This window comes from Rhodanobacter sp. FW106-PBR-R2A-2-24 (genome assembly GCF_058789615.1).
Map to the genome: position 1 here is coordinate 1,294,060 of NZ_JBYTBV010000002.1, position 16,812 is coordinate 1,310,871.

General features: G+C 68.8%; 17 protein-coding genes. 9 read left to right on the forward strand and 8 right to left on the reverse strand.

All coding sequences use genetic code 11. The features are described 5' to 3' along the window. Positions 1 to 190 precede the first annotated feature (190 nt). The 6 genes from AC3WQA_RS07175 to AC3WQA_RS07200 all read left to right on the forward strand — a co-directional run bounded on the left by AC3WQA_RS07175 (position 191) and on the right by AC3WQA_RS07200 (position 6,232). Positions 191 to 1,495: a methyl-accepting chemotaxis protein gene (locus AC3WQA_RS07175; RefSeq protein WP_492674386.1), complete on the forward strand. Its 1,305-nt coding sequence runs from the start codon at positions 191 to 193 to the stop codon at positions 1,493 to 1,495. Continuing rightward, the gene (gene flgA / locus AC3WQA_RS07180) at positions 1,492 to 2,208 is read left to right on the forward strand and encodes a flagellar basal body P-ring formation chaperone FlgA (protein ID WP_492674387.1); all 717 of its coding nucleotides are present in this window, start codon (positions 1,492 to 1,494) and stop codon (positions 2,206 to 2,208) included. The genes AC3WQA_RS07175 and flgA overlap by 4 nt, the downstream gene beginning before the upstream one ends. Before the next feature lie 98 nt (positions 2,209 to 2,306). Then, positions 2,307 to 2,639, forward strand: a complete 333-nt coding sequence (gene flgM / locus AC3WQA_RS07185) for a flagellar biosynthesis anti-sigma factor FlgM (RefSeq protein WP_492674388.1) — start codon at positions 2,307 to 2,309, stop codon at positions 2,637 to 2,639. Further along, positions 2,636 to 3,085: a flagella synthesis protein FlgN gene (locus AC3WQA_RS07190; protein ID WP_492674389.1), complete on the forward strand. Its 450-nt coding sequence runs from the start codon at positions 2,636 to 2,638 to the stop codon at positions 3,083 to 3,085. The genes flgM and AC3WQA_RS07190 overlap by 4 nt, the downstream gene beginning before the upstream one ends. A gap of 95 nt (positions 3,086 to 3,180) precedes the next feature. Beyond that, on the forward strand, positions 3,181 to 4,467 hold the full coding sequence (locus tag AC3WQA_RS07195) for an EAL and HDOD domain-containing protein (RefSeq protein ID WP_492674390.1): 1,287 nt from the start codon (positions 3,181 to 3,183) through the stop codon (positions 4,465 to 4,467). 130 nt (positions 4,468 to 4,597) lie between these two features. Continuing rightward, positions 4,598 to 6,232 (forward strand): NAD(P)/FAD-dependent oxidoreductase, encoded by a 1,635-nt coding sequence (locus AC3WQA_RS07200; protein ID WP_492674391.1) that lies wholly within the window; start codon positions 4,598 to 4,600, stop codon positions 6,230 to 6,232. 34 nt (positions 6,233 to 6,266) lie between these two features. On the opposite strand, the gene AC3WQA_RS07205 is transcribed toward AC3WQA_RS07200, so the two are convergent. The 4 genes from AC3WQA_RS07205 to AC3WQA_RS07220 are packed head-to-tail and all read right to left on the reverse strand — an operon-like array spanning position 6,267 to position 9,468. Then, entirely contained in the window at positions 6,267 to 6,971 is a 705-nt protein-coding gene (locus AC3WQA_RS07205) for an HAD family hydrolase (protein ID WP_492674392.1), read from the reverse strand. Further along, positions 6,971 to 7,765 (reverse strand): indole-3-glycerol phosphate synthase TrpC, encoded by a 795-nt coding sequence (gene trpC / locus AC3WQA_RS07210; RefSeq protein WP_492674393.1) that lies wholly within the window; start codon positions 7,763 to 7,765, stop codon positions 6,971 to 6,973. Before trpC ends, AC3WQA_RS07205 begins: the two co-directional genes overlap by 1 nt. A gap of 60 nt (positions 7,766 to 7,825) precedes the next feature. Further along, positions 7,826 to 8,872, reverse strand: coding sequence for an anthranilate phosphoribosyltransferase (trpD, locus tag AC3WQA_RS07215; protein ID WP_492674394.1), 1,047 nt, complete (start codon positions 8,870 to 8,872; stop codon positions 7,826 to 7,828). Next, the gene (locus tag AC3WQA_RS07220) at positions 8,869 to 9,468 is read right to left on the reverse strand and encodes an anthranilate synthase component II (RefSeq protein ID WP_492674395.1); all 600 of its coding nucleotides are present in this window, start codon (positions 9,466 to 9,468) and stop codon (positions 8,869 to 8,871) included. The genes trpD and AC3WQA_RS07220 overlap by 4 nt, the downstream gene beginning before the upstream one ends. A 275-nt stretch (positions 9,469 to 9,743) precedes the next feature. Between AC3WQA_RS07220 and rocF the strand changes: the two genes are divergently transcribed. Together rocF and AC3WQA_RS07230 are read left to right on the forward strand one after the other, a co-directional pair. Then, the gene (gene rocF / locus AC3WQA_RS07225; RefSeq protein WP_492674396.1) at positions 9,744 to 10,658 is read left to right on the forward strand and encodes an arginase; all 915 of its coding nucleotides are present in this window, start codon (positions 9,744 to 9,746) and stop codon (positions 10,656 to 10,658) included. A gap of 25 nt (positions 10,659 to 10,683) precedes the next feature. Beyond that, positions 10,684 to 12,030 (forward strand): tryptophan--tRNA ligase, encoded by a 1,347-nt coding sequence (locus AC3WQA_RS07230; RefSeq protein ID WP_492674397.1) that lies wholly within the window; start codon positions 10,684 to 10,686, stop codon positions 12,028 to 12,030. Positions 12,031 to 12,259: 229 nt separating this feature from the next. Here the strand turns inward: AC3WQA_RS07230 and AC3WQA_RS07235 are convergent, their stop codons facing one another. Genes AC3WQA_RS07235 through hppD form a run of 4 tightly spaced genes read right to left on the reverse strand, consistent with a single transcriptional unit; the run spans position 12,260 to position 16,121 of the window. Continuing rightward, complete coding sequence (locus AC3WQA_RS07235; RefSeq protein ID WP_492674398.1) at positions 12,260 to 13,246, reverse strand: fumarylacetoacetate hydrolase family protein; 987 nt, start codon at positions 13,244 to 13,246, stop codon at positions 12,260 to 12,262. A 21-nt stretch (positions 13,247 to 13,267) separates the two neighbouring features. After that, on the reverse strand, positions 13,268 to 14,557 hold the full coding sequence (gene hmgA, locus AC3WQA_RS07240; RefSeq protein WP_492674399.1) for a homogentisate 1,2-dioxygenase: 1,290 nt from the start codon (positions 14,555 to 14,557) through the stop codon (positions 13,268 to 13,270). 5 nt (positions 14,558 to 14,562) lie between these two features. Further along, entirely contained in the window at positions 14,563 to 14,976 is a 414-nt protein-coding gene (locus AC3WQA_RS07245) for an endonuclease domain-containing protein (RefSeq protein WP_492674400.1), read from the reverse strand. 59 nt (positions 14,977 to 15,035) lie between these two features. Continuing rightward, positions 15,036 to 16,121: a 4-hydroxyphenylpyruvate dioxygenase gene (gene hppD / locus AC3WQA_RS07250; protein WP_492674401.1), complete on the reverse strand. Its 1,086-nt coding sequence runs from the start codon at positions 16,119 to 16,121 to the stop codon at positions 15,036 to 15,038. 114 nt (positions 16,122 to 16,235) lie between these two features. Here hppD and AC3WQA_RS07255 point away from each other — a divergent pair, with 114 nt between their 5' ends. Next, positions 16,236 to 16,700, forward strand: a complete 465-nt coding sequence (locus tag AC3WQA_RS07255; RefSeq protein WP_492674402.1) for a MarR family winged helix-turn-helix transcriptional regulator — start codon at positions 16,236 to 16,238, stop codon at positions 16,698 to 16,700. Positions 16,701 to 16,812 lie beyond the last annotated feature (112 nt).

Consider the following 16,812-nt stretch of genomic DNA (forward strand, 5'->3'; position numbering starts at 1 on the left):
AACTCCCAACCGATACACCCGCCGCCGTACGCGGCCCAGCGCGTACGCTATCGGCCGCGCCGGGACAGGCTTGAGCCAGCGCCGTGCGCACCATCTGGCACATGGATTGCTTGCTCAAGTTCGGCGGCTACCGGACGATGCAGACTGCGCCAATCCATATTCCGCCCTTGCCTAAGGTGACTCCCCTCCCATGAGCCTGACCTGGATACAGCCACTTGCCGATCTGGTGGACGCCGCTGCCGCCGGCGACGACGATCGTGTCGCCGAACTGCGTCGCCGACACCCCCGCGCCGCCCGACTGCTTGCGCCGCTTCTGGCCCGCGCCGCCAGTCGGCCACCGGCCGCGGTAGCGCTGCAGACCGTGGAGCAGCAAAGCCTGGTGCTGACCGCCGTGCAGAAGCTCGCCCGCGAGCAGGCCTCGCTCGACGACGCCGCCGGCGATAGCCGCCGCAGCGTCGACCGATTGACGGACGCCAGCGCCGGCATCTCGACGGAACTGCAACAGGTCGCCACCGAACTGGAACGGGCCGAACAGGCCAGCCACTCCGGCACCGCCAACGTCAGCGAGCTGGATGGCCAGTTGCGCCTGCTGCGCGGCGCGCTCGCCACCATGAACCGCAACCAGAGCAAGCTGGCCGAACAGGTGGAGCAGATCCGCAAGCTCACCGCCACCGTGCAGGAAATCGCCCACCAGACCAACCTGGTGGCGCTCAACGCCGCCATCGAGGCCGCCCGCGCCGGCGAGGCGGGTCGCGGCTTCGCGGTGGTCGCCGACGAGGTCAAGCTGCTGGCCGAGAAGACCACGACCGCCACCACCGAGATCGAAGTCGTCACCGGTTCGATCGGCGACTTTTCCACCCAGTTGAACAACGACGTACAACACAGCCTGCAGCAGCTGGATCGTGCCCAGTCCTGCACCACCCAATCCATCGCCACGCTGGGCGGCGGCAGCGCGGCGCTGCAGGTCGCCAGCGAGCGTGCGCTGCGCCTGCGGCAAGGCCACGACGCGCAACACGCGCGCATCGGCACGACCCAATCCGCACTGGGCGCACTGCAGCGCCGGGCCGGCGAGGCGAGGCGCCAATCCGAGGCGCTGCAACGCGCCGCCCTGCTCGCCCACCGGCTGGGGCTGGATTGGCTGGACAGCCTGAGCGGTTGTGACGCCGCCAGCCTCAGCCTCACCGTGCGCGAGGCCGCCTCCTCGCTGCGCCAGGCCGCCGAGCTTGCGCTGACCGAACCCTCCGCGCTGGATCGCCGCTGGTTCGACACCCACGCCCTGGGCAATGGCGTCGAACGGCTGGCCGCGCTGCGCCAGGGCCATCCCGCCAGCAGTCAACTCACCGAAACCAGCAAACAGCTGCGCGAACAGGGCAGCCGCTTCATCACCCTCCTGAGCGACAACGAGAAAGACCAGGCCGCCGCGCTCATCGCGCAAATCGAATCGGGCCGCGATGCCCTGGTGGGCCAACTGGGAACCCTGCTGGCCGACGCATGAGCGCCCGCCTCGCCACCGCTGGCCTGCTCGCCACCCTCGCCGTTTTCGGCGGGACATGGCCGGCGGCCGCACGCGCTGGCGAGTCGCCCGCCCAGGCCATCCTCGCCGCGGCCGAACAGGCCACGCGCGCGCATTTCGACCTGCCGGGCAACCGGCTCGTCCTGCAAGCCATGCCGCTGGAACCGCGCCTGCAGCCCGCCGCCTGTTCCCTGCCACTCAAAGCCAGCCTGCCCGACACCCTGCGCGCCCTGCCCAGCGTGAGCGTGCCGGTGCATTGCCCGCAACCAACCGGCGGCTGGACGGTGCGCGTACTGGTCAAGCTGCAGGTGTTCCGCGACGTACTGGTCGCCCGCCACCCACTGCTGCGCGGCGACGGCCTGCGGGCAGCCGACGTGCAGGTCGAACCCCGCGACATTGCCAGACTGGGCTACGGCTACATCGGCAACCTCGAGCAGGTCGTCGGCCGCACGCTGAGCCAGAACCTGCCCGCCGGCAGCGTGCTGTCCCCCGCCGCCCTGGGCGGGCGCAGCCTGGTGCGCGCCGGCGATCACGTCGCGGTGGTGGCCAAATTGGGCGCCATCGAGGTGCGCGCCGACGGCGTGGCGCTGGGCAGCGGCGACGATGGCGCCCGCCTGCGCGTGCGCAACGACAGCTCCGGGCGGGTGATCGACGCCATGGTCAGCGGCCCCGGCACCGTGCAGGCCCTGCCTTGATCCGCACTTGCCTTCCCTCGCCGCCGGGCAAGCCCTAAAGTTTCCGCCGGCATTGTCGAAACAACGTCTACAGGGTCACTAGTCGCGAGTACGGACACATGAACACCACTATCTCCAACAACGGTCTGCCCAAGCCCCAGCCGGCCAGCAACGCCGCCGGCAATGGCGTGGCAACCGCCTTGAGCAGCAACGCCGGCCATGCCGCCGGGGCACCGCCACCGCCCAAGGCCAGCGACCAGCTCAAGCTGACCGATTCGGCCATGGCCATGCACCAGGCCACCCGTGCCGACGACGCCGCCGCCGTGGACAGCCAGCGCGTGGATCGCGTGCGGCAGTCGCTGGCCAGCGGCCGCTACCAGGTCAACCCTGGCAAAGTCGCCGACAAGCTGATCTCCATGGAACAGCAGCTGGGCGGCACGGGCAAGGCATGAGCCAGGGCCTGCAACCGGAATTCGGTGCAGCCCTCGCCGCCGTGCACCGCGAGATGCACCAGTCCGTGCAGGCCTTGCTGCAGGCGCTCGACGCCGAACGCGAGGCGCTGGATACCGGCAACGTCGAGGCGCTTGGCCTGGCCGGCTCCCGCAAGCAGGAGCTGATGCTGCGCCTGGAGCAGCTCGATACCGAGCGCCGCCAGCTGGCACTCGAACTCACTGCCACTCATGCCCCAGCCACTCCATCCTGGCTGGCCATCGCCCAGGCGTTGCGGCAATGCCAGCAGCTCAACCAGCGCAACGGCAGCATCGTCGGCCAGCGCCTGCGCACGGTGCGCCAGGCCTTGGCCGTGCTCACCGGCGCAAGCGCGGATGGCAACGTCTACGACCGCAATGGCGGCCTGCAATCCGGCGTGGCCCGCGCGCGCGCGCTGGCTGCGGTGTAAGGGGACGGCGGCACCGCCGCCAGTTGACGGCCATCACTGATTTTCCACGCGTCAGCGCGCACGGTAACCCCATCACACGCAACACCGGATAGACCATGAGCCCCACCCAGACCTCGGCCTCCCCGGCCAACCAGGCGTCCACCTCCGGTTCATCGCTCTACGAAGCCTCCTCGCCGCTGCCCGTGCTGCGTATCCCATTGCTCGACCGTGAGCGTCAGCTGTTCGCCTACGAGATCGTGTTCCACCGTGAGGAAGGCGACGAAAAGGAACTACTCCCGCGCGTGCTCGCCACCATCACCGACGGCGCGCTGACGCGCCTGGTGCGCGGCAACCGCGCCTTCCTGAGCCTGCCGGCCGAACTGCTGCCGGAAGATTCCGACGTGCTGCTGCACCAGCCGCGCCTCGGCATGGTGCTGCAACCGGGCGTGGCGAACGACGAGGCCCTGCTGAAACGCCTGCAGGCGATGGCCCAGCGCGGCTGCCAGTTCATCCTTGAACTTGGCGAACAGGGTCTGGACAGCAGCCTGCCGCTGGAGGCACTGCTGCAGATGGTGCAACTGGTGCGCCTGGACGCCGCCCGCCTCACGCCCGAACAACTGCAAAAACGCACCGAGACGCTGCACGGGCGCGGCATCCGCGTGATCGCCGGTCAGGTCAACGACCACGCCACCTACGAGCGCTGTCTGACACTGCCGCTGGAGGCCGTGCAGGGCCGCTACCTGCTGGTGCCGCAACCGGTCGCCGTGCCGGTGCTCACCGCCAACCGGCTCAGCATGATGCGCCTGATGGGCGCGATGCACGAAAGCAACCCGGGTCCGGTGGAGCTGGGCAACATCATCCGCGACGACGCCGTACTCAGCTACAAGCTGCTCAGCTGCGTCAACTCCGCCTACTTCGCCCTGCCGCGACAGCTGAAGTCGGTGCAGCAGGCGGCGATCTTCTTCGGCGTCAACCGCATGCGCAACTGGATCGACACCATGGCCATGTGCGGCATGGACGATCGCCCGCCCGAGCTCCTGCGTGCCGCCTTGATCCGCGCCCGCATGTGCGAGGAAATGGCCGCCGGCATGCCGGCCGGCCACACCGAGATGGCCTTCACCGTCGGCCTGTTCTCGCTGCTCGACACGCTGATGTGCGCGCCGATGGAATACCTGCTCACCCACCTGCGCCTCGCGCCGGAAATCAGCGATGCCCTGACCGGCCGCGGCGGCGTCTTCGCCCCGCTGCTGCAGCAGATCGTTGCCTGGGAGGCCAACGAACTCACCAGCGCGCAGGTTCCTCCGCAGCGCATCCAGAAACTGGCCGGCGCCTACCTGCATGCCACCGAATGGGCCGACCAGGTCTACGCCAGCGCCAACGGCACCGAGAAACACCCCTCCTGAGGCCGCGCGCGGCCACGCGCCGTCGCCGCAACACCATCCCTCGCGGCGCCGACCGCGCGGTTCGGCGGCCGCACCGGCGCGGGCATATCTGCGAGAATCCGCCCCTCGCCATCGCCCCGGCCTCGCCCGCATGCTGCGCCTCACCGACCTCAAGCTGCCGCTGGATCACCCGGCGCAAGCGTTGCCCGCCGCGATCTGCGCCAAGCTCGGCATCCCGCCCGCCGCCCTGCACAGCCACACCGTGTTCCGTCGCGGCTACGACGCCCGCAAGCGCGGCGCCATCGCGCTGATCTATACGGTGGACGTGGCCGTGGCGAACGAGGCCGCGCTGCTGGCACGCCATGCCGATGACCGCCATGTGCAGCCCACGCCAGACACGAGCTACCGCCATGTGGCGCAGGCGCCGGCGAAACTGGAACACCGGCCCATCGTGATCGGCTTCGGCCCCTGCGGCCTGTTCGCGGCGCTGATCCTGGCCGAGATGGGCTTCCGCCCCATCGTGCTGGAACGTGGCAAGGCGGTGCGCGAACGCACCAAGGACACCTGGGATCTGTGGCGCCAGCGCGAGCTGCACCCCGACTCCAACGTGCAGTTCGGCGAAGGCGGCGCCGGCACGTTTTCCGACGGCAAGCTGCACAGCCAGATCCGCGACCCGCGCCACCATGGCCGCAAGGTGCTGGAGGAGTTCGTCAAGGCCGGCGCGCCGGAGGAAATCCTCTATGTCAGCAAGCCGCACATCGGCACCTTCCGCCTGGTGACGATGGTGGAGGCGATGCGCGCAAGCATCATCGCGCTGGGCGGCGAAGTGCGCTTCGGCGCGCGCGTGGACGACCTGCTGGTCGACGCCGACGCACACGGCGCGCGTCACGTACGCGGCGTGCGGCTGGCCGACGGCAGCGAGCTGCGCAGCGACCACGTGGTGCTGGCGCTGGGCCACAGCGCGCGCGACACCTTCGCGATGCTGCATGCGCGCGGCGTGTACCTGGAGGCCAAGCCCTTCTCCATCGGCTTCCGCATCGAGCACCCGCAAGCCCTGATCGACCGTGCACGCTTCGGCCCGCAGGCCGGGCATCCCCTGCTTGGCGCCGCCGACTACCAGTTGGTGCACCACGGCGAGGGCGGTCGCTCGGTGTACAGCTTCTGCATGTGCCCCGGCGGCACCGTGGTGGCCGCCACCAGCGAGCCGGGCCGCGTGGTCACCAACGGCATGAGCCAGTATTCGCGCAACGAACGCAACGCCAACGCCGCCATCGTCTGCGACATCGCGCCAGCCGATTACGCGCCCTATGGCGAAGGCCCGCTGGCCGGCATCGCACTGCAACGGCATTGGGAGTCGCACGCCTACACCCTGGGCGGCGGCGACTACAGTGCACCGGCGCAGCGCGTGGGTGATTTCCTCGCCGGCCGCGCCTCGACCGCGCTGGGCGACGTGCAGCCCTCCTACCAACCCGGCGTGCGTCTCACCGATCTTTCCGCCGCCCTGCCCGACTACGCGGTGACGGCGATCCGCGCCGCCATCCCCGTCTTCGACCGCCAGATCCGGGGCTACGCCCTGCCCGACGCCATGCTCACCGGGGTGGAGACGCGGACCTCCTCGCCGGTGCGCATCAGGCGCCGCGACGAGGATATGCAAAGCCTCAACACGCGCGGCCTGTATCCCGCCGGCGAAGGCGCGGGTTATGCCGGCGGCATCCTCTCCGCAGCGGTGGACGGCATCCGCGTGGCGGAGGCGCTGGCGCTGTCGATCACCTCACCCTCCCCGTAGGAGCCCGCCAGCGGGCTCCTACGGGAAGGGCACTTCACCGCCAGGCGACGCGGCCCACCACGCGCCCCAGCGCGGCATCCATCTTCTTGCACAGCCTGGGCGTGCCGTTGACCAGCACCGGCTCGGCGGCGGATCGAAGCATCGGCACGTCCATCAGCGAATCGGTGTAGGCCAGCTGCCATTCGCTCACGCCGTGCGTGGACAGCGCCTTGAGCTTGGCCGCACCGATATTGTGGAAACCGGTGCGCATGCCCAGCCACGTGGGCCGCAGGCGCGAGGCGAGCCGTTCAACCTCATGCAGGCCAAGCTGGTCAAGGATGCCGCCCACCAGCGCCTGCTCGCAGCCGGTGACCACGAGCACGCGATCGCCGGCCTGCTGGTGGAGGCGCAGCTGGCGCAGGGCATCGCGATTGAACAGGCGCGAATGCTGCACCAGATCGGCGGCGAAGGCGCGGGCGTGTTGCTGGTAGGCGTGCTCGCGCACGGCGAACAGGGCGACGTGCACCAGGGTACGCGCCGCGCGTCGACGCGAGAACGGCAGTTGCAGCAGCAGCCATGGCAGGCAGGGCAACACCAGCAGCTGGCGCAGCCACGAGCGCGCGAAGCGCTCGCGCACGAACAGGTAGAACGCATCGCCATGCAGCAGCACGCCGTCGAAATCGAACAGCACCACGCGCGACGCGGGCCGCGCGTCGGCAGCCGCGACCTGCGGCGGCCGGCTGGCAGGATGGGCTCGCATCACTTCGCGCCGAACAGCCGTTTCAGTTCGGCGCCGGGATCGTCGGCGCGCATGAAGGCCTCGCCGACCAGGAAGGCGTTGATGCCACCGTCGCGCAGGCGCGCCACGTCCTCGCGCGTGCGGATGCCGGACTCGGCCACCAGCACGCGGTCGTACTCCATCCGCTCCTGCAGCCGCAGCGAGGTATCCAGCGAGGTCTCGAAGCTGCGCAGATTGCGGTTGTTCACGCCGATCAACGGCACCGGCAGGGCCAGCGCGCGCTCCAGTTCCTCTTCGTCGTGCACCTCGCACAAGACGTCGAGATCCAGCTCGGCGGCCTGCATCGACAGCTGCAACAGCTCGTCGTCGCCCAGCGCCGCCACGATCAGGAGGATGCAATCGGCGCCGATCGCGCGCGCCTCGTGCACCTGGTAGCTGTCGATGATGAAATCCTTGCGCAGCACCGGCAGCTTGCACGCCGCACGCGCCTGCTTGAGGAAATCCTCGCTGCCCTGGAAGAAGTCGCTGTCGGTGAGCACCGAGAGGCAGGCGGCGCCAGCCTTCTCGTAGCTCCTGGCGATGGCGGCCGGGTCGAAATCATGCCGGATCACGCCCTTGCTCGGACTGGCCTTCTTCACCTCGGCGATCACCGCCGGCTTGCCGGCGTTGATCTTGGCTTCGATGGCAGCGGCAAAGCCGCGCGTGTCAGGCAGGTCGGGGATGCGCGCGGCCAGTTCGGCCAGCGGCAGGTGTGCCCGGCGTTCGGCCACTTCTTCCGCCTTGCGGGCGAGGATGCGGTTGAGGATGTCGGTCATGGCGATCCGGGGGGAAGGCGGCGGCGAGGGCATCGTGGCGGCGCAAACGTCGTCGCGCCGTCAAGCCAGGCGCTGGGTGGCTGCCACGAAGGCGTGCATTTTCGCATGCGCCGCGCCGCTGGCAATCGCCGCGCGCGCCCGCTCGATGCCACTACCGATCGCATCGACCACGCCCGCGGCATACAGCGCCGCGCCGGCGTTCAGGCACACGATGTCGTGCGCCACGCCGGGTTCGCCCCGCAGCACGCCCTCCAGCATGGCCCTGGACTCGGCCACGTCATGCACGCGCAGGTTGCGGCTGGAGGCCATCGCCAGGCCGAAATCCTCCGGCTCGACCTCGTACTCGCGCACCACGCCATCCGTGAGCTCGCCCACCAGGGTGGCCGCGCCCAGCGAGATTTCGTCCATGCCGTCGCGCCCCCACACCACCAGCGCACGCCGCGCGCCGAGCTGCTGCAGCACGCGCACCTGGATGCCGACCAGGTCGGGGTGGAACACGCCCATCAGGATGTTCGGCGCGTCGGCCGGGTTGGTGAGCGGCCCCAGGATGTTGAACAGCGTGCGCACGCCCATCTCCTTGCGCACCGGCGCAACGACTTTCATCGCCGGATGATGGTTGGGCGCGAACATGAAGCCGATGCCGGTCTCGGCAAGGCAGGCGGCAACCTTCGATGGCGCAAGGTCGATGCGCGCGCCCAGCGCCTCCAGCACGTCGGCACTGCCCGACTTGGACGACACGCTGCGCCCGCCGTGCTTGGCGATGCGCGCGCCGGCCGCCGCCGCCACGAACATGGCGCAGGTGGAAATGTTGAAGCTGGACGCGCCGTCGCCGCCGGTGCCCACGATGTCGAGCAGGTGTGTGGCGTCGCCCGCCACCGCCACCTTGTGCGACAGCTCGCGCATCACCCGCGCCGCGCCGGTGATCTCGCCCACGGTTTCCTTCTTCACGCGCAGGCCGGTGATGATCGCCGCGGTCATCAGCGGGCTCACCTCGCCCGCCATGATCTGGCGCATCAGCGCGATCATCTCGTCGTGGAAGATCTCGCGATGTTCGATGGTGCGCTGCAGGGCTTCCTGCGGCGTGATGGCGATGGCGCGCGCGCTCATGCCGCCAGCTTCCGCCGCGGCAAACCCAGGAAGTTGGCCAGCAGGTCGTGGCCGTGCTGGGTGAGGATGGATTCGGGATGGAACTGCACGCCCTCCACCGGCAGGGTCTTGTGCCTGAGGCCCATGATCTCGTCGATGGAGCCGTCCGCGTGCTCCGTCCATGCAGTCACTTCGAGGCAATCGGGCAAGGACGCCTGCTCCACCACCAGCGAGTGATAGCGCGTGGCCTCGAACGGATCGGGCAGGCCAACGAACACGCCCTGCCCGCAGTGACGCACCGGCGAGACCTTGCCGTGCATGATCTCCTTGGCGCGGATCACCTTGCCGCCGAAAGCCTGGCCGATGGCCTGGTGGCCAAGGCACACGCCGAACACCGGGATCTCGCCCGACAGTTCGCGCAGCACGTCCAGCGACACGCCCGCATCGTCCGGCGTGCCCGGCCCCGGCGAGATCATGATGTGCGAGGGCTTCAGCGCGCGGATGCCGGCGACGTCCAACGCATCGTTGCGCACCACCTTCACCGTCTGCCCCAGCTCGCCCAGGTACTGCACGAGGTTGTAGGTGAAGCTGTCGTAGTTGTCGATCATCAGCAGCATGGCGGCGCGTCTCTGCGGTCACGGGTAAAACATCGCGCAAGGATACCCGCATTCGACGCCCACCATGGCCCCACCCAGCCGTGCCGACGCCGCGCGCTACGCGTTGCCACGGGGCTCTTGGTACGATAAGCCCTGTTGATCGACGGCTTTCCGGCGGCCCGAACGGCCCGCCCGGAACCAGCGCCCGCCCGGCACCACTTGGCGGACACCTACCGCCCGCCATCGCCCGGCCATGCCCGCCAGGCGCATGCGGGCCTTGATGCGGACATCGCCACATGAAGCACAAGACCATCGCCCTGGTGGGCGCACCCACCGACATCGGCGCCGGCCATCGCGGCGCCTCGATGGGGCCGGAGGCGCTGCGCGTGGCGCAGATCGCCGAAAAGTTGCGCGCGCGCGGGCTGGACGTGCTCGACCGCGGCAACCTGCACGGCCCGCACAACCCGTGGCTGCCGCCGGTGGACGGCTATCGTCACCTGGCCGAAGTGGCGGCATGGAACCAGGCCGTGCATGCGGCCATCCATACCGAGCTGGCCGCCGGCCACTTGCCGATCATGCTCGGTGGCGACCATTGCCTCGCCATCGGCTCGATCAGCGCGGTGGCGCGGCATTGCCGTGAGCAGGGCAAGCGGCTGCGCGTGCTGTGGCTGGATGCGCACGCCGACTTCAACACCGCCGCCGTCACGCCCTCGGGCAACATCCACGGCATGCCGGTGGCCTGCCTCACCGGCAACGGCCCGGCCGCGCTCACCGGCATCGGCGGCACGACGCCCGCCGTGTCGCCCGAGGTGTTCCGCCAGATCGGCATACGCTCGGTGGACGAAGGTGAAAAGAAACTCGTGCAGGCCGCGCACATGCGCGTGTTCGACATGCGCCACCTCGACGAGGAAGGCATGCGCCGCACCATGGAAGAGGCACTCGCCGGCGTCGATGCCGACACCCACCTGCACGTGAGCTTCGACGTGGATTTCCTCGACCCCAGCATCGCCCCCGGCGTGGGCACCACGGTGCGCGGCGGCCCGAATTACCGCGAGGCGCAGCTGTGCATGGAGATGATCTGCGACTCCGGCAAGCTCGCCTCGCTCGACATCGTGGAACTGAACCCCGCCTTCGACCGCAAGAACGCCACCGCCAAACTCGCCGTGGATCTGGTCGAGAGCCTGTTCGGCAAATCCACCCTGCTGCGCTGACGCGCCACGACACAAGCGACGAAACATGCAAACCCGAGTCCTCACCGGCATCACCACCACCGGCACGCCACACCTGGGCAACTACGCGGGCGCGATCCGCCCCGCGATCAAGGCCAGCCAGCGCGCCGACGTGGATGCGTTCTTCTTCCTCGCCGATTATCACGCGCTCATCAAGAGCGACGACGCCGCGCGCATCGAGCGCTCGCGGCTGGAGATCGCGGCGACCTGGCTGGCCGCCGGGCTCGATCCCGCGCGCGTCACCTTCTACCGGCAGTCGGACATCCCCGAGATCCCCGAACTGACCTGGTTCCTCACCTGCGTCACCGCCAAGGGCCTGCTCAACCGCGCGCACGCCTACAAGGCAGCGGTGGATCGCAACGGCGAACTCGGCGAAGACCCGGACGCCGGCGTCACCGCGGGCCTGTACATGTACCCCGTGCTGATGGCGGCCGACATCCTCGCCTTCGACGCGCACAAGGTGCCGGTGGGACGCGACCAGATCCAGCACATCGAGATGGCGCGCGACATCGGCCAGCGCTTCAACCATCTCCACGGCCGCGAGTTCTTCGTGCTGCCGGAAGTGGCCATCGAGGAGGACGTGGCCACCTTGCCGGGCCTGGACGGCCGCAAGATGTCCAAGAGCTACGACAACACCATTCCGCTGTTCGCCGGCGGCGCCAAGGCGTTGCGCGAGGCGATCATGCGCATCGTCACCGACTCGCGCGCGCCGGGCGAGCCGAAAGATCCGGACAGCTCCGCGCTGTACACCCTCTTCCGCGCCTTCGCGGATGCTGGGGAAACCGCCACCTTCCGCCAGGCACTGGCCGACGGCATCGGCTGGGGCGAGGCCAAGCAGCGCCTGTTCGAGCGCATCGAAACCGACGTGGCGCCGCTGCGCGAACGCTACGACGCGCTGATGGCCAAGCCCGCCGAAATCGAGGACATCCTGCGCGCGGGTGCGGCCAAGGCGCGCGCCGTGGCCACGCCCAAGCTGGCCGCGATCCGCGAAGCCATCGGCCTGCGCACGATGGGTGTGGCGCCGGCCACCAAGGCAACGAAACCGGCCGCCGCAAAGGCCGGCAAGGGCCCGCGCTTTGCCAGCTTCCGCGACGGCGACGCCGGCTTCCGCTTCCGCCTGTTCGCCGCCGACGGTGAAGAGCTGCTGCTTTCCGTCCCCTTCGCCGACCCCAAGGCCGCCGGCGCCATGCAGCAGCGCCTGCGCGCGCTGGGTAACGCCGCCGTGCTGCGCGTGGACAACGGCATGTTGTCGCTGCTGCTCGATGATGCGGTGGTGGCACAAGCCGCGACGCCAAGCGAAGCCTCGCCCGAGCGCGTGCGCGAGGCGCTGGCCCAGCTCGCTGCGCAAGACTGACGCGCGCCGGAAACACGACCCGATTGACAAAGCACGGTCGAAAACCGTTCGTACTGCGCGCAGCCTGCGATGGCCGGCAGAGTCGAAGCACCGCGTCGCGATGCCATTCGACTTCGGCCCTGCGGGCCTACGCTCAGGGTGAACGGCGGGATGTTGGCTGAGCCTCATCGCTAATCAGAAAACACGAAGGCCGCCTCACGGCGGCCTTCGCTGTTCTTCTCGAACCGAATCAGCGCGCCAGCGGCACGATGCTCTGCTCGATGGCGCCGAAGATCGACGCGCCGGCCTCGTCGAGTATCTCGATACGCAGGCTGTCACCGTACTTCAGGAACGGCGTCGTGGGCGCGCCGTCGCGCAGGGTTTCCACCGTGCGCTGCTCGGCGAGGCAGGAGGCGCCCAGGCTGGTGTCCTGGTTGGCGATGGTGCCGGAACCGACGATGGTGCCGGCGGTGAGCGGGCGCGTCTTGGCCGCATGCGCCACCAGCTCGGCGAAGCTGAACTGCATGTCCACGCCGCACTGCGCCTCGCCAAACCACTGGCCGTTGAGCCAGGTGCGCATCGGCAGGTGCAGCTTGTCGCCCTGCCATGCCTCGCCCAGTTCGTCCGGCGTCACCAGCACCGGCGACAGCGCGGAACGCGGCTTGGATTGCAGGAAGCCGAAGCCCTTGGCCAGCTCGCCGGGGATCAGCCCGCGCAGGCTGACGTCGTTGATGAGGCCGACGAGCTGGATGTGCGCGGAGGCCTGGGCCGGCGTGGCCGCCATCGGCACGTCGTCGGTGACCACCACGACTTCGGCTTCGAGATCGATGCCGTAGTCCTCGCTGGGCACCACCACCTCGTCGCGCGGGCCAAGGAAGCCGGCACTGGTGGCCTGGTACATCAGCGGATCGGTGTAGAAGGACTTGGGCACCTCGGCGCCGCGCGCCTTGCGCACGCGTTCCACGTGCGGCAGGTAGGCCGAGCCGTCCACGAATTCGTAGGCACGCGGCAGCGGCGCGGCGAGCAGGGTCACGTCCAGCGCGAAGGCACCTTCGGCGGTGCCGGCGTTCAGCGCCTCGGAGAGCGCGTTGAGCCGCGGCGCCGCGTTCGACCAGTCATCCAGCGCGGCCTGCAAGGTGGCGGCGATGCCCGTGGCCGGCACCGCGCGCGTCAGGTCGCGGCTCACCACCACCAACGTGCCGTCGCGGCCACCTTGCTTCAAAGATGCGAGTTTCATCGTGTTGCCTTGTAAGGGGAATCAGGGCTTGAAGTGCTTGCGCAGGTCTTGCCAACACTGCGCGTAATCCTGCTGCAGTTGCGGCGCGGCCAGTGCCTGCGCGGTGGGGCGGATCACCTTGCGCGTCTCGAACATGAAGGCCATGGTGCCTTCGATCACGTCCGGTTGCGAGAGGTCGGCGTGCGAGGCCTTCTCGAAGGTGGCCGCGTCCGGGCCGTGCGCGGTCATGCAGTTGTGCAGGCTGGCGCCGCCAGGCAGGAAGCCCTCGGCCTTGGCGTCGTACACGCCCGCGATCAGGCCCATGAACTCGCTGGCCACGTTGCGGTGGAACCACGGCGGACGGAAGGTGTGCTGCGCCACCAGCCAGCGCGGCGGGAAGATCGCGAAATCCATGTTGGCCGTACCGGGTGTGTCGCTGGCCGAGGTGAGCACGGTGAAGATGCACGGATCGGGGTGGTCGACGCTGATGGAGCCGACGGCGCTGTAGCGGCGCAGGTCGTACTTGTATGGCACATGGCTGCCGTGCCAGGCCACCACGTCCAGCGGCGAGTGGCCGATGGCCGCTGTCCACAGCGCGCCCTGGAACTTGGCCACCAGCTCGAAATCGCCTTCGACGTCCTCATACGCCGCCACCGGCGTGAGGAAGTCGCGCGCGTTGGCCAGCCCGTTGGAGCCGATCGGCCCCAGCTCGGGCAGGCGCAGGATGGCGCCGAAGTTTTCGCACACGTAGCCGCGCGCGCTGGCGTCCACCAGCTCCACGCGGAAGCGCACTCCGCGCGGAATCACCGCGATCTCCTGCGGCTCCAGCTCGATCACGCCCAGCTCGGTGGCGAGCTTCAGCCGCCCCTGCTGCGGCACGAACAGCATCTCCGCGTCGGCGTTGTAGAAGTAGCGCCCCTGCATCGAGCGATTGGCCGCATAGACGTGGATGCCGATGCCGCCCTGCTCCGCCGCGCCGCCGTTGCCGGCCACGGTGACCAGGCCGTCGAGGAAATCGGTGGGCGCCTCGGGCAGCGGCCACGGATCCCAGCGCAACTGGTTGGGCGTGGCCGGCGCCTCGTCGAAGCGGTTGTGGAAGCGCGCGTGCGCCAGCGGCGCGAACTGCCCGCAGACCGCGCCGGGCCGGATGCGATACAGCCAGCTGCGCCGGTTCTGGTGGCGCGGCGCGGTGAAGGCGGTGCCGGAAAGCTGCTCGGCGTACAGGCCCATGGGCGCCTGCTGCGGCGAGTTCTGCCCCACCGGCAACGCGCCGGGGATCGCCTCGCTGGCGAATTCGTTGCCGAAACCGGATTGGTAGCCGTTTGCTTGCATGATGCTCATCGCTCTTGGCTGTGGAGCCCCTCTCCCAGCGGGAGAGGGGTTGGGGTGAGGGTTCGCTTCGCCGCCGCATCGAGGATCGCCTCAAGCACGGCTTCCGTTTGTTGCAGGACTTCGTTGTCCCAGAAACGCAGCACTTTCAAGCCCTGCGCCTCGAGAAAGCAGGTGCGCGGCTGATCCGTGGCACCGTTGTGCTGTGAACCGTCGAGCTCAACCGCAAGCTTCGTCGCCCCGCAGTAGAAATCCACGACATATGGCGGGACAGGGTGCTGGCGACGGAATTTCAGGCCGTTCAACCGCCCTGCTCGCAAGTGGTACCAGAGCAGGCGTTCAGCATCCGTGCTGGCCCTGCGCAAGTCCCGCGCCTGTTCGCGCGTGCGGGTCGGCAGTGGCGGGTTGCTGCGATTCGGCAAGTTCGCACCCTCTCCCCAAACCCCTCCCCCGGCGGGGGAGGGGCTGGCAAGCCTCGACCTTACAGCACGCCGCGCTTCATCTGGTCGCGCTCAATGCTCTCGAACAAGGCCTGGAAGTTGCCTTCGCCGAAGCCTTCGTTGCCCTTGCGCTGGATGATCTCGAAGAAGATCGGGCCGATGCAGTTCTGGGTGAATATCTGCAGCAGCAGGCGCTTTTTCGTTTCCTTGTCGGCGTCGATCAGGATCTTGTTCTTCGCCAGCCGCGGCACATCCTCGCCATTGCCCGGGATGCGCAGATCCACCACGTCGAAATAGGTGTCCGGGGTGTCGAGGAATTCCACGCCGGCGGCGCGCATCGCCTCCACCGTGGTGTAGATGTCGTCGGTGAAGCAGGCGATGTGCTGGATGCCCTCGCCCTTGTAGGCATCCAGGTATTCGTTGATCTGCGACTTCGGATCGCTGGACTCGTTGAGCGGGATGCGCACGACGCCGTCCGGTGCGGTCATCGCCTTCGACACCAGGCCGGTCTTGGCGCCCTTGATGTCGAAGTAGCGGATCTCGCGGAAGTTGAACAGCTTCTCGTAGTAGTCCGACCACTTCTGCATGTTGCCGAAATGCAGGTTGTGGGTGAGGTGGTCGATGAAGGTGAGGCCGAAACCCTGCGGGTTCGGCTCGGCGCCCGGGATCGGCGCGTAGTCGGCAGCGTAGGCGTCGCCCTCGCGCGGCACCAGGTACAGCATGCAGTCGCCGATGCCCTTGACCACCGGCACGTCGATCGCGCGGCTGGCGACCTTGTGCGTCACCGCCTCGCCGCCATTGGCCAGCACCGTCTTCTCCACCTCGGCCACCGGCTTGGTGAAGCGGATCGCGAAGCCGCAGGCGCTGGGGCCGTGTTTCGCGGCGAAATCAGCGGCAAAGGAATCGGGTTCCTCGTTGACCAGGAAGTTCACGCCGTTCTGGCGGTACACCGTGATTGCGCGCGTCGTGTGCTTCAGCACCGCGGCAAAGCCCATGCGCTTGAACAAGGCGTGCAGCTCGCCGGCGCGACCGGCCGGGGCGGCGAACTCGACGAACTCGAAGCCATCGATGCCCATCGGGTTTTCGAAGGTGTTGACCTGCATGCCGAGGTTGGGCTGGGCGTTCATCGTGTAATCTCCGGATGTTGCACTGCGAAAAAGCGGCGTCGACCGCAGCACTATGCGGCAAACCGTCGCAGCTTTATAGTTTCAACTGAAACCATTTGCAAGAGGCCTTGCAGCATGCCCGCCGTTCGCCACCCCGACCACGCGCCGCTGGAACTGGAGCGCTTCGTGCCCTACCAGCTCTCCATCGTGTCGAATACGGTGAGCCAGGCCATCGCCGGCGACTACGAAGAACGCCACGACCTCGGCGTCACCGAGTGGCGCGTGCTGGCCGTGCTGGCGCGCTTCGACGGCCTCTCCGCGCGCGAGGTGGCCGAACGCACCGCGATGGACAAGGTGGCGGTGAGCCGTGCGCTGGCGCGATTGGTGGAAGCCGGCCGCGTGCACCGCGACACCCACGAGAACGACAAACGCCGTTCGGTGCTCGGCCTCACCGATGCCGGCTGGGCAATCCACAACGACGTGGCACCGCGCGCACGGCAGCGTGAGCGGGAATTGCTGGAGCGGCTGGACGATGAGGAGCGCGCCTGGCTGGCGCGGATTCTGGACAAGCTGATGGGTGGGATCGAGGCGGGACGGTAACTGATCGGCGTTAGGGTGGAATCCGGGCCAGAGCCAAAGCCTTTGCCGATGTCCCAAACCGGGCTCCTGCCCGGTCGGGACTCGCCACGCACAGGCTACGCCTGCGCGTGTC

Excerpts from the sequence above, each read along its gene's own strand:
- trpC (WP_492674393.1), bottom strand. The coding sequence starts at position 7,765 with ATGACCGACATCCTCAACCGCATCCTCGCCCGCAAGGCGGAAGAAGTG.
- AC3WQA_RS07195 (WP_492674390.1), top strand. The coding sequence starts at position 3,181 with ATGAGCCCCACCCAGACCTCGGCCTCCCCGGCCAACCAGGCGTCCACC.
- AC3WQA_RS07200 (WP_492674391.1), top strand. The coding sequence starts at position 4,598 with ATGCTGCGCCTCACCGACCTCAAGCTGCCGCTGGATCACCCGGCGCAA.
- hppD (WP_492674401.1), bottom strand. The coding sequence starts at position 16,121 with ATGAACGCCCAGCCCAACCTCGGCATGCAGGTCAACACCTTCGAAAAC.
- flgM (WP_492674388.1), top strand. The coding sequence starts at position 2,307 with ATGAACACCACTATCTCCAACAACGGTCTGCCCAAGCCCCAGCCGGCC.
- AC3WQA_RS07235 (WP_492674398.1), bottom strand. The coding sequence starts at position 13,246 with ATGAAACTCGCATCTTTGAAGCAAGGTGGCCGCGACGGCACGTTGGTG.
- AC3WQA_RS07255 (WP_492674402.1), top strand. The coding sequence starts at position 16,236 with ATGCCCGCCGTTCGCCACCCCGACCACGCGCCGCTGGAACTGGAGCGC.
- hmgA (WP_492674399.1), bottom strand. The coding sequence starts at position 14,557 with ATGCAAGCAAACGGCTACCAATCCGGTTTCGGCAACGAATTCGCCAGC.
- AC3WQA_RS07230 (WP_492674397.1), top strand. The coding sequence starts at position 10,684 with ATGCAAACCCGAGTCCTCACCGGCATCACCACCACCGGCACGCCACAC.
- AC3WQA_RS07220 (WP_492674395.1), bottom strand. The coding sequence starts at position 9,468 with ATGCTGCTGATGATCGACAACTACGACAGCTTCACCTACAACCTCGTG.
- flgA (WP_492674387.1), top strand. The coding sequence starts at position 1,492 with ATGAGCGCCCGCCTCGCCACCGCTGGCCTGCTCGCCACCCTCGCCGTT.
- AC3WQA_RS07175 (WP_492674386.1), top strand. The coding sequence starts at position 191 with ATGAGCCTGACCTGGATACAGCCACTTGCCGATCTGGTGGACGCCGCT.
- trpD (WP_492674394.1), bottom strand. The coding sequence starts at position 8,872 with ATGAGCGCGCGCGCCATCGCCATCACGCCGCAGGAAGCCCTGCAGCGC.
- AC3WQA_RS07190 (WP_492674389.1), top strand. The coding sequence starts at position 2,636 with ATGAGCCAGGGCCTGCAACCGGAATTCGGTGCAGCCCTCGCCGCCGTG.
- AC3WQA_RS07205 (WP_492674392.1), bottom strand. The coding sequence starts at position 6,971 with ATGCGAGCCCATCCTGCCAGCCGGCCGCCGCAGGTCGCGGCTGCCGAC.
- rocF (WP_492674396.1), top strand. The coding sequence starts at position 9,744 with ATGAAGCACAAGACCATCGCCCTGGTGGGCGCACCCACCGACATCGGC.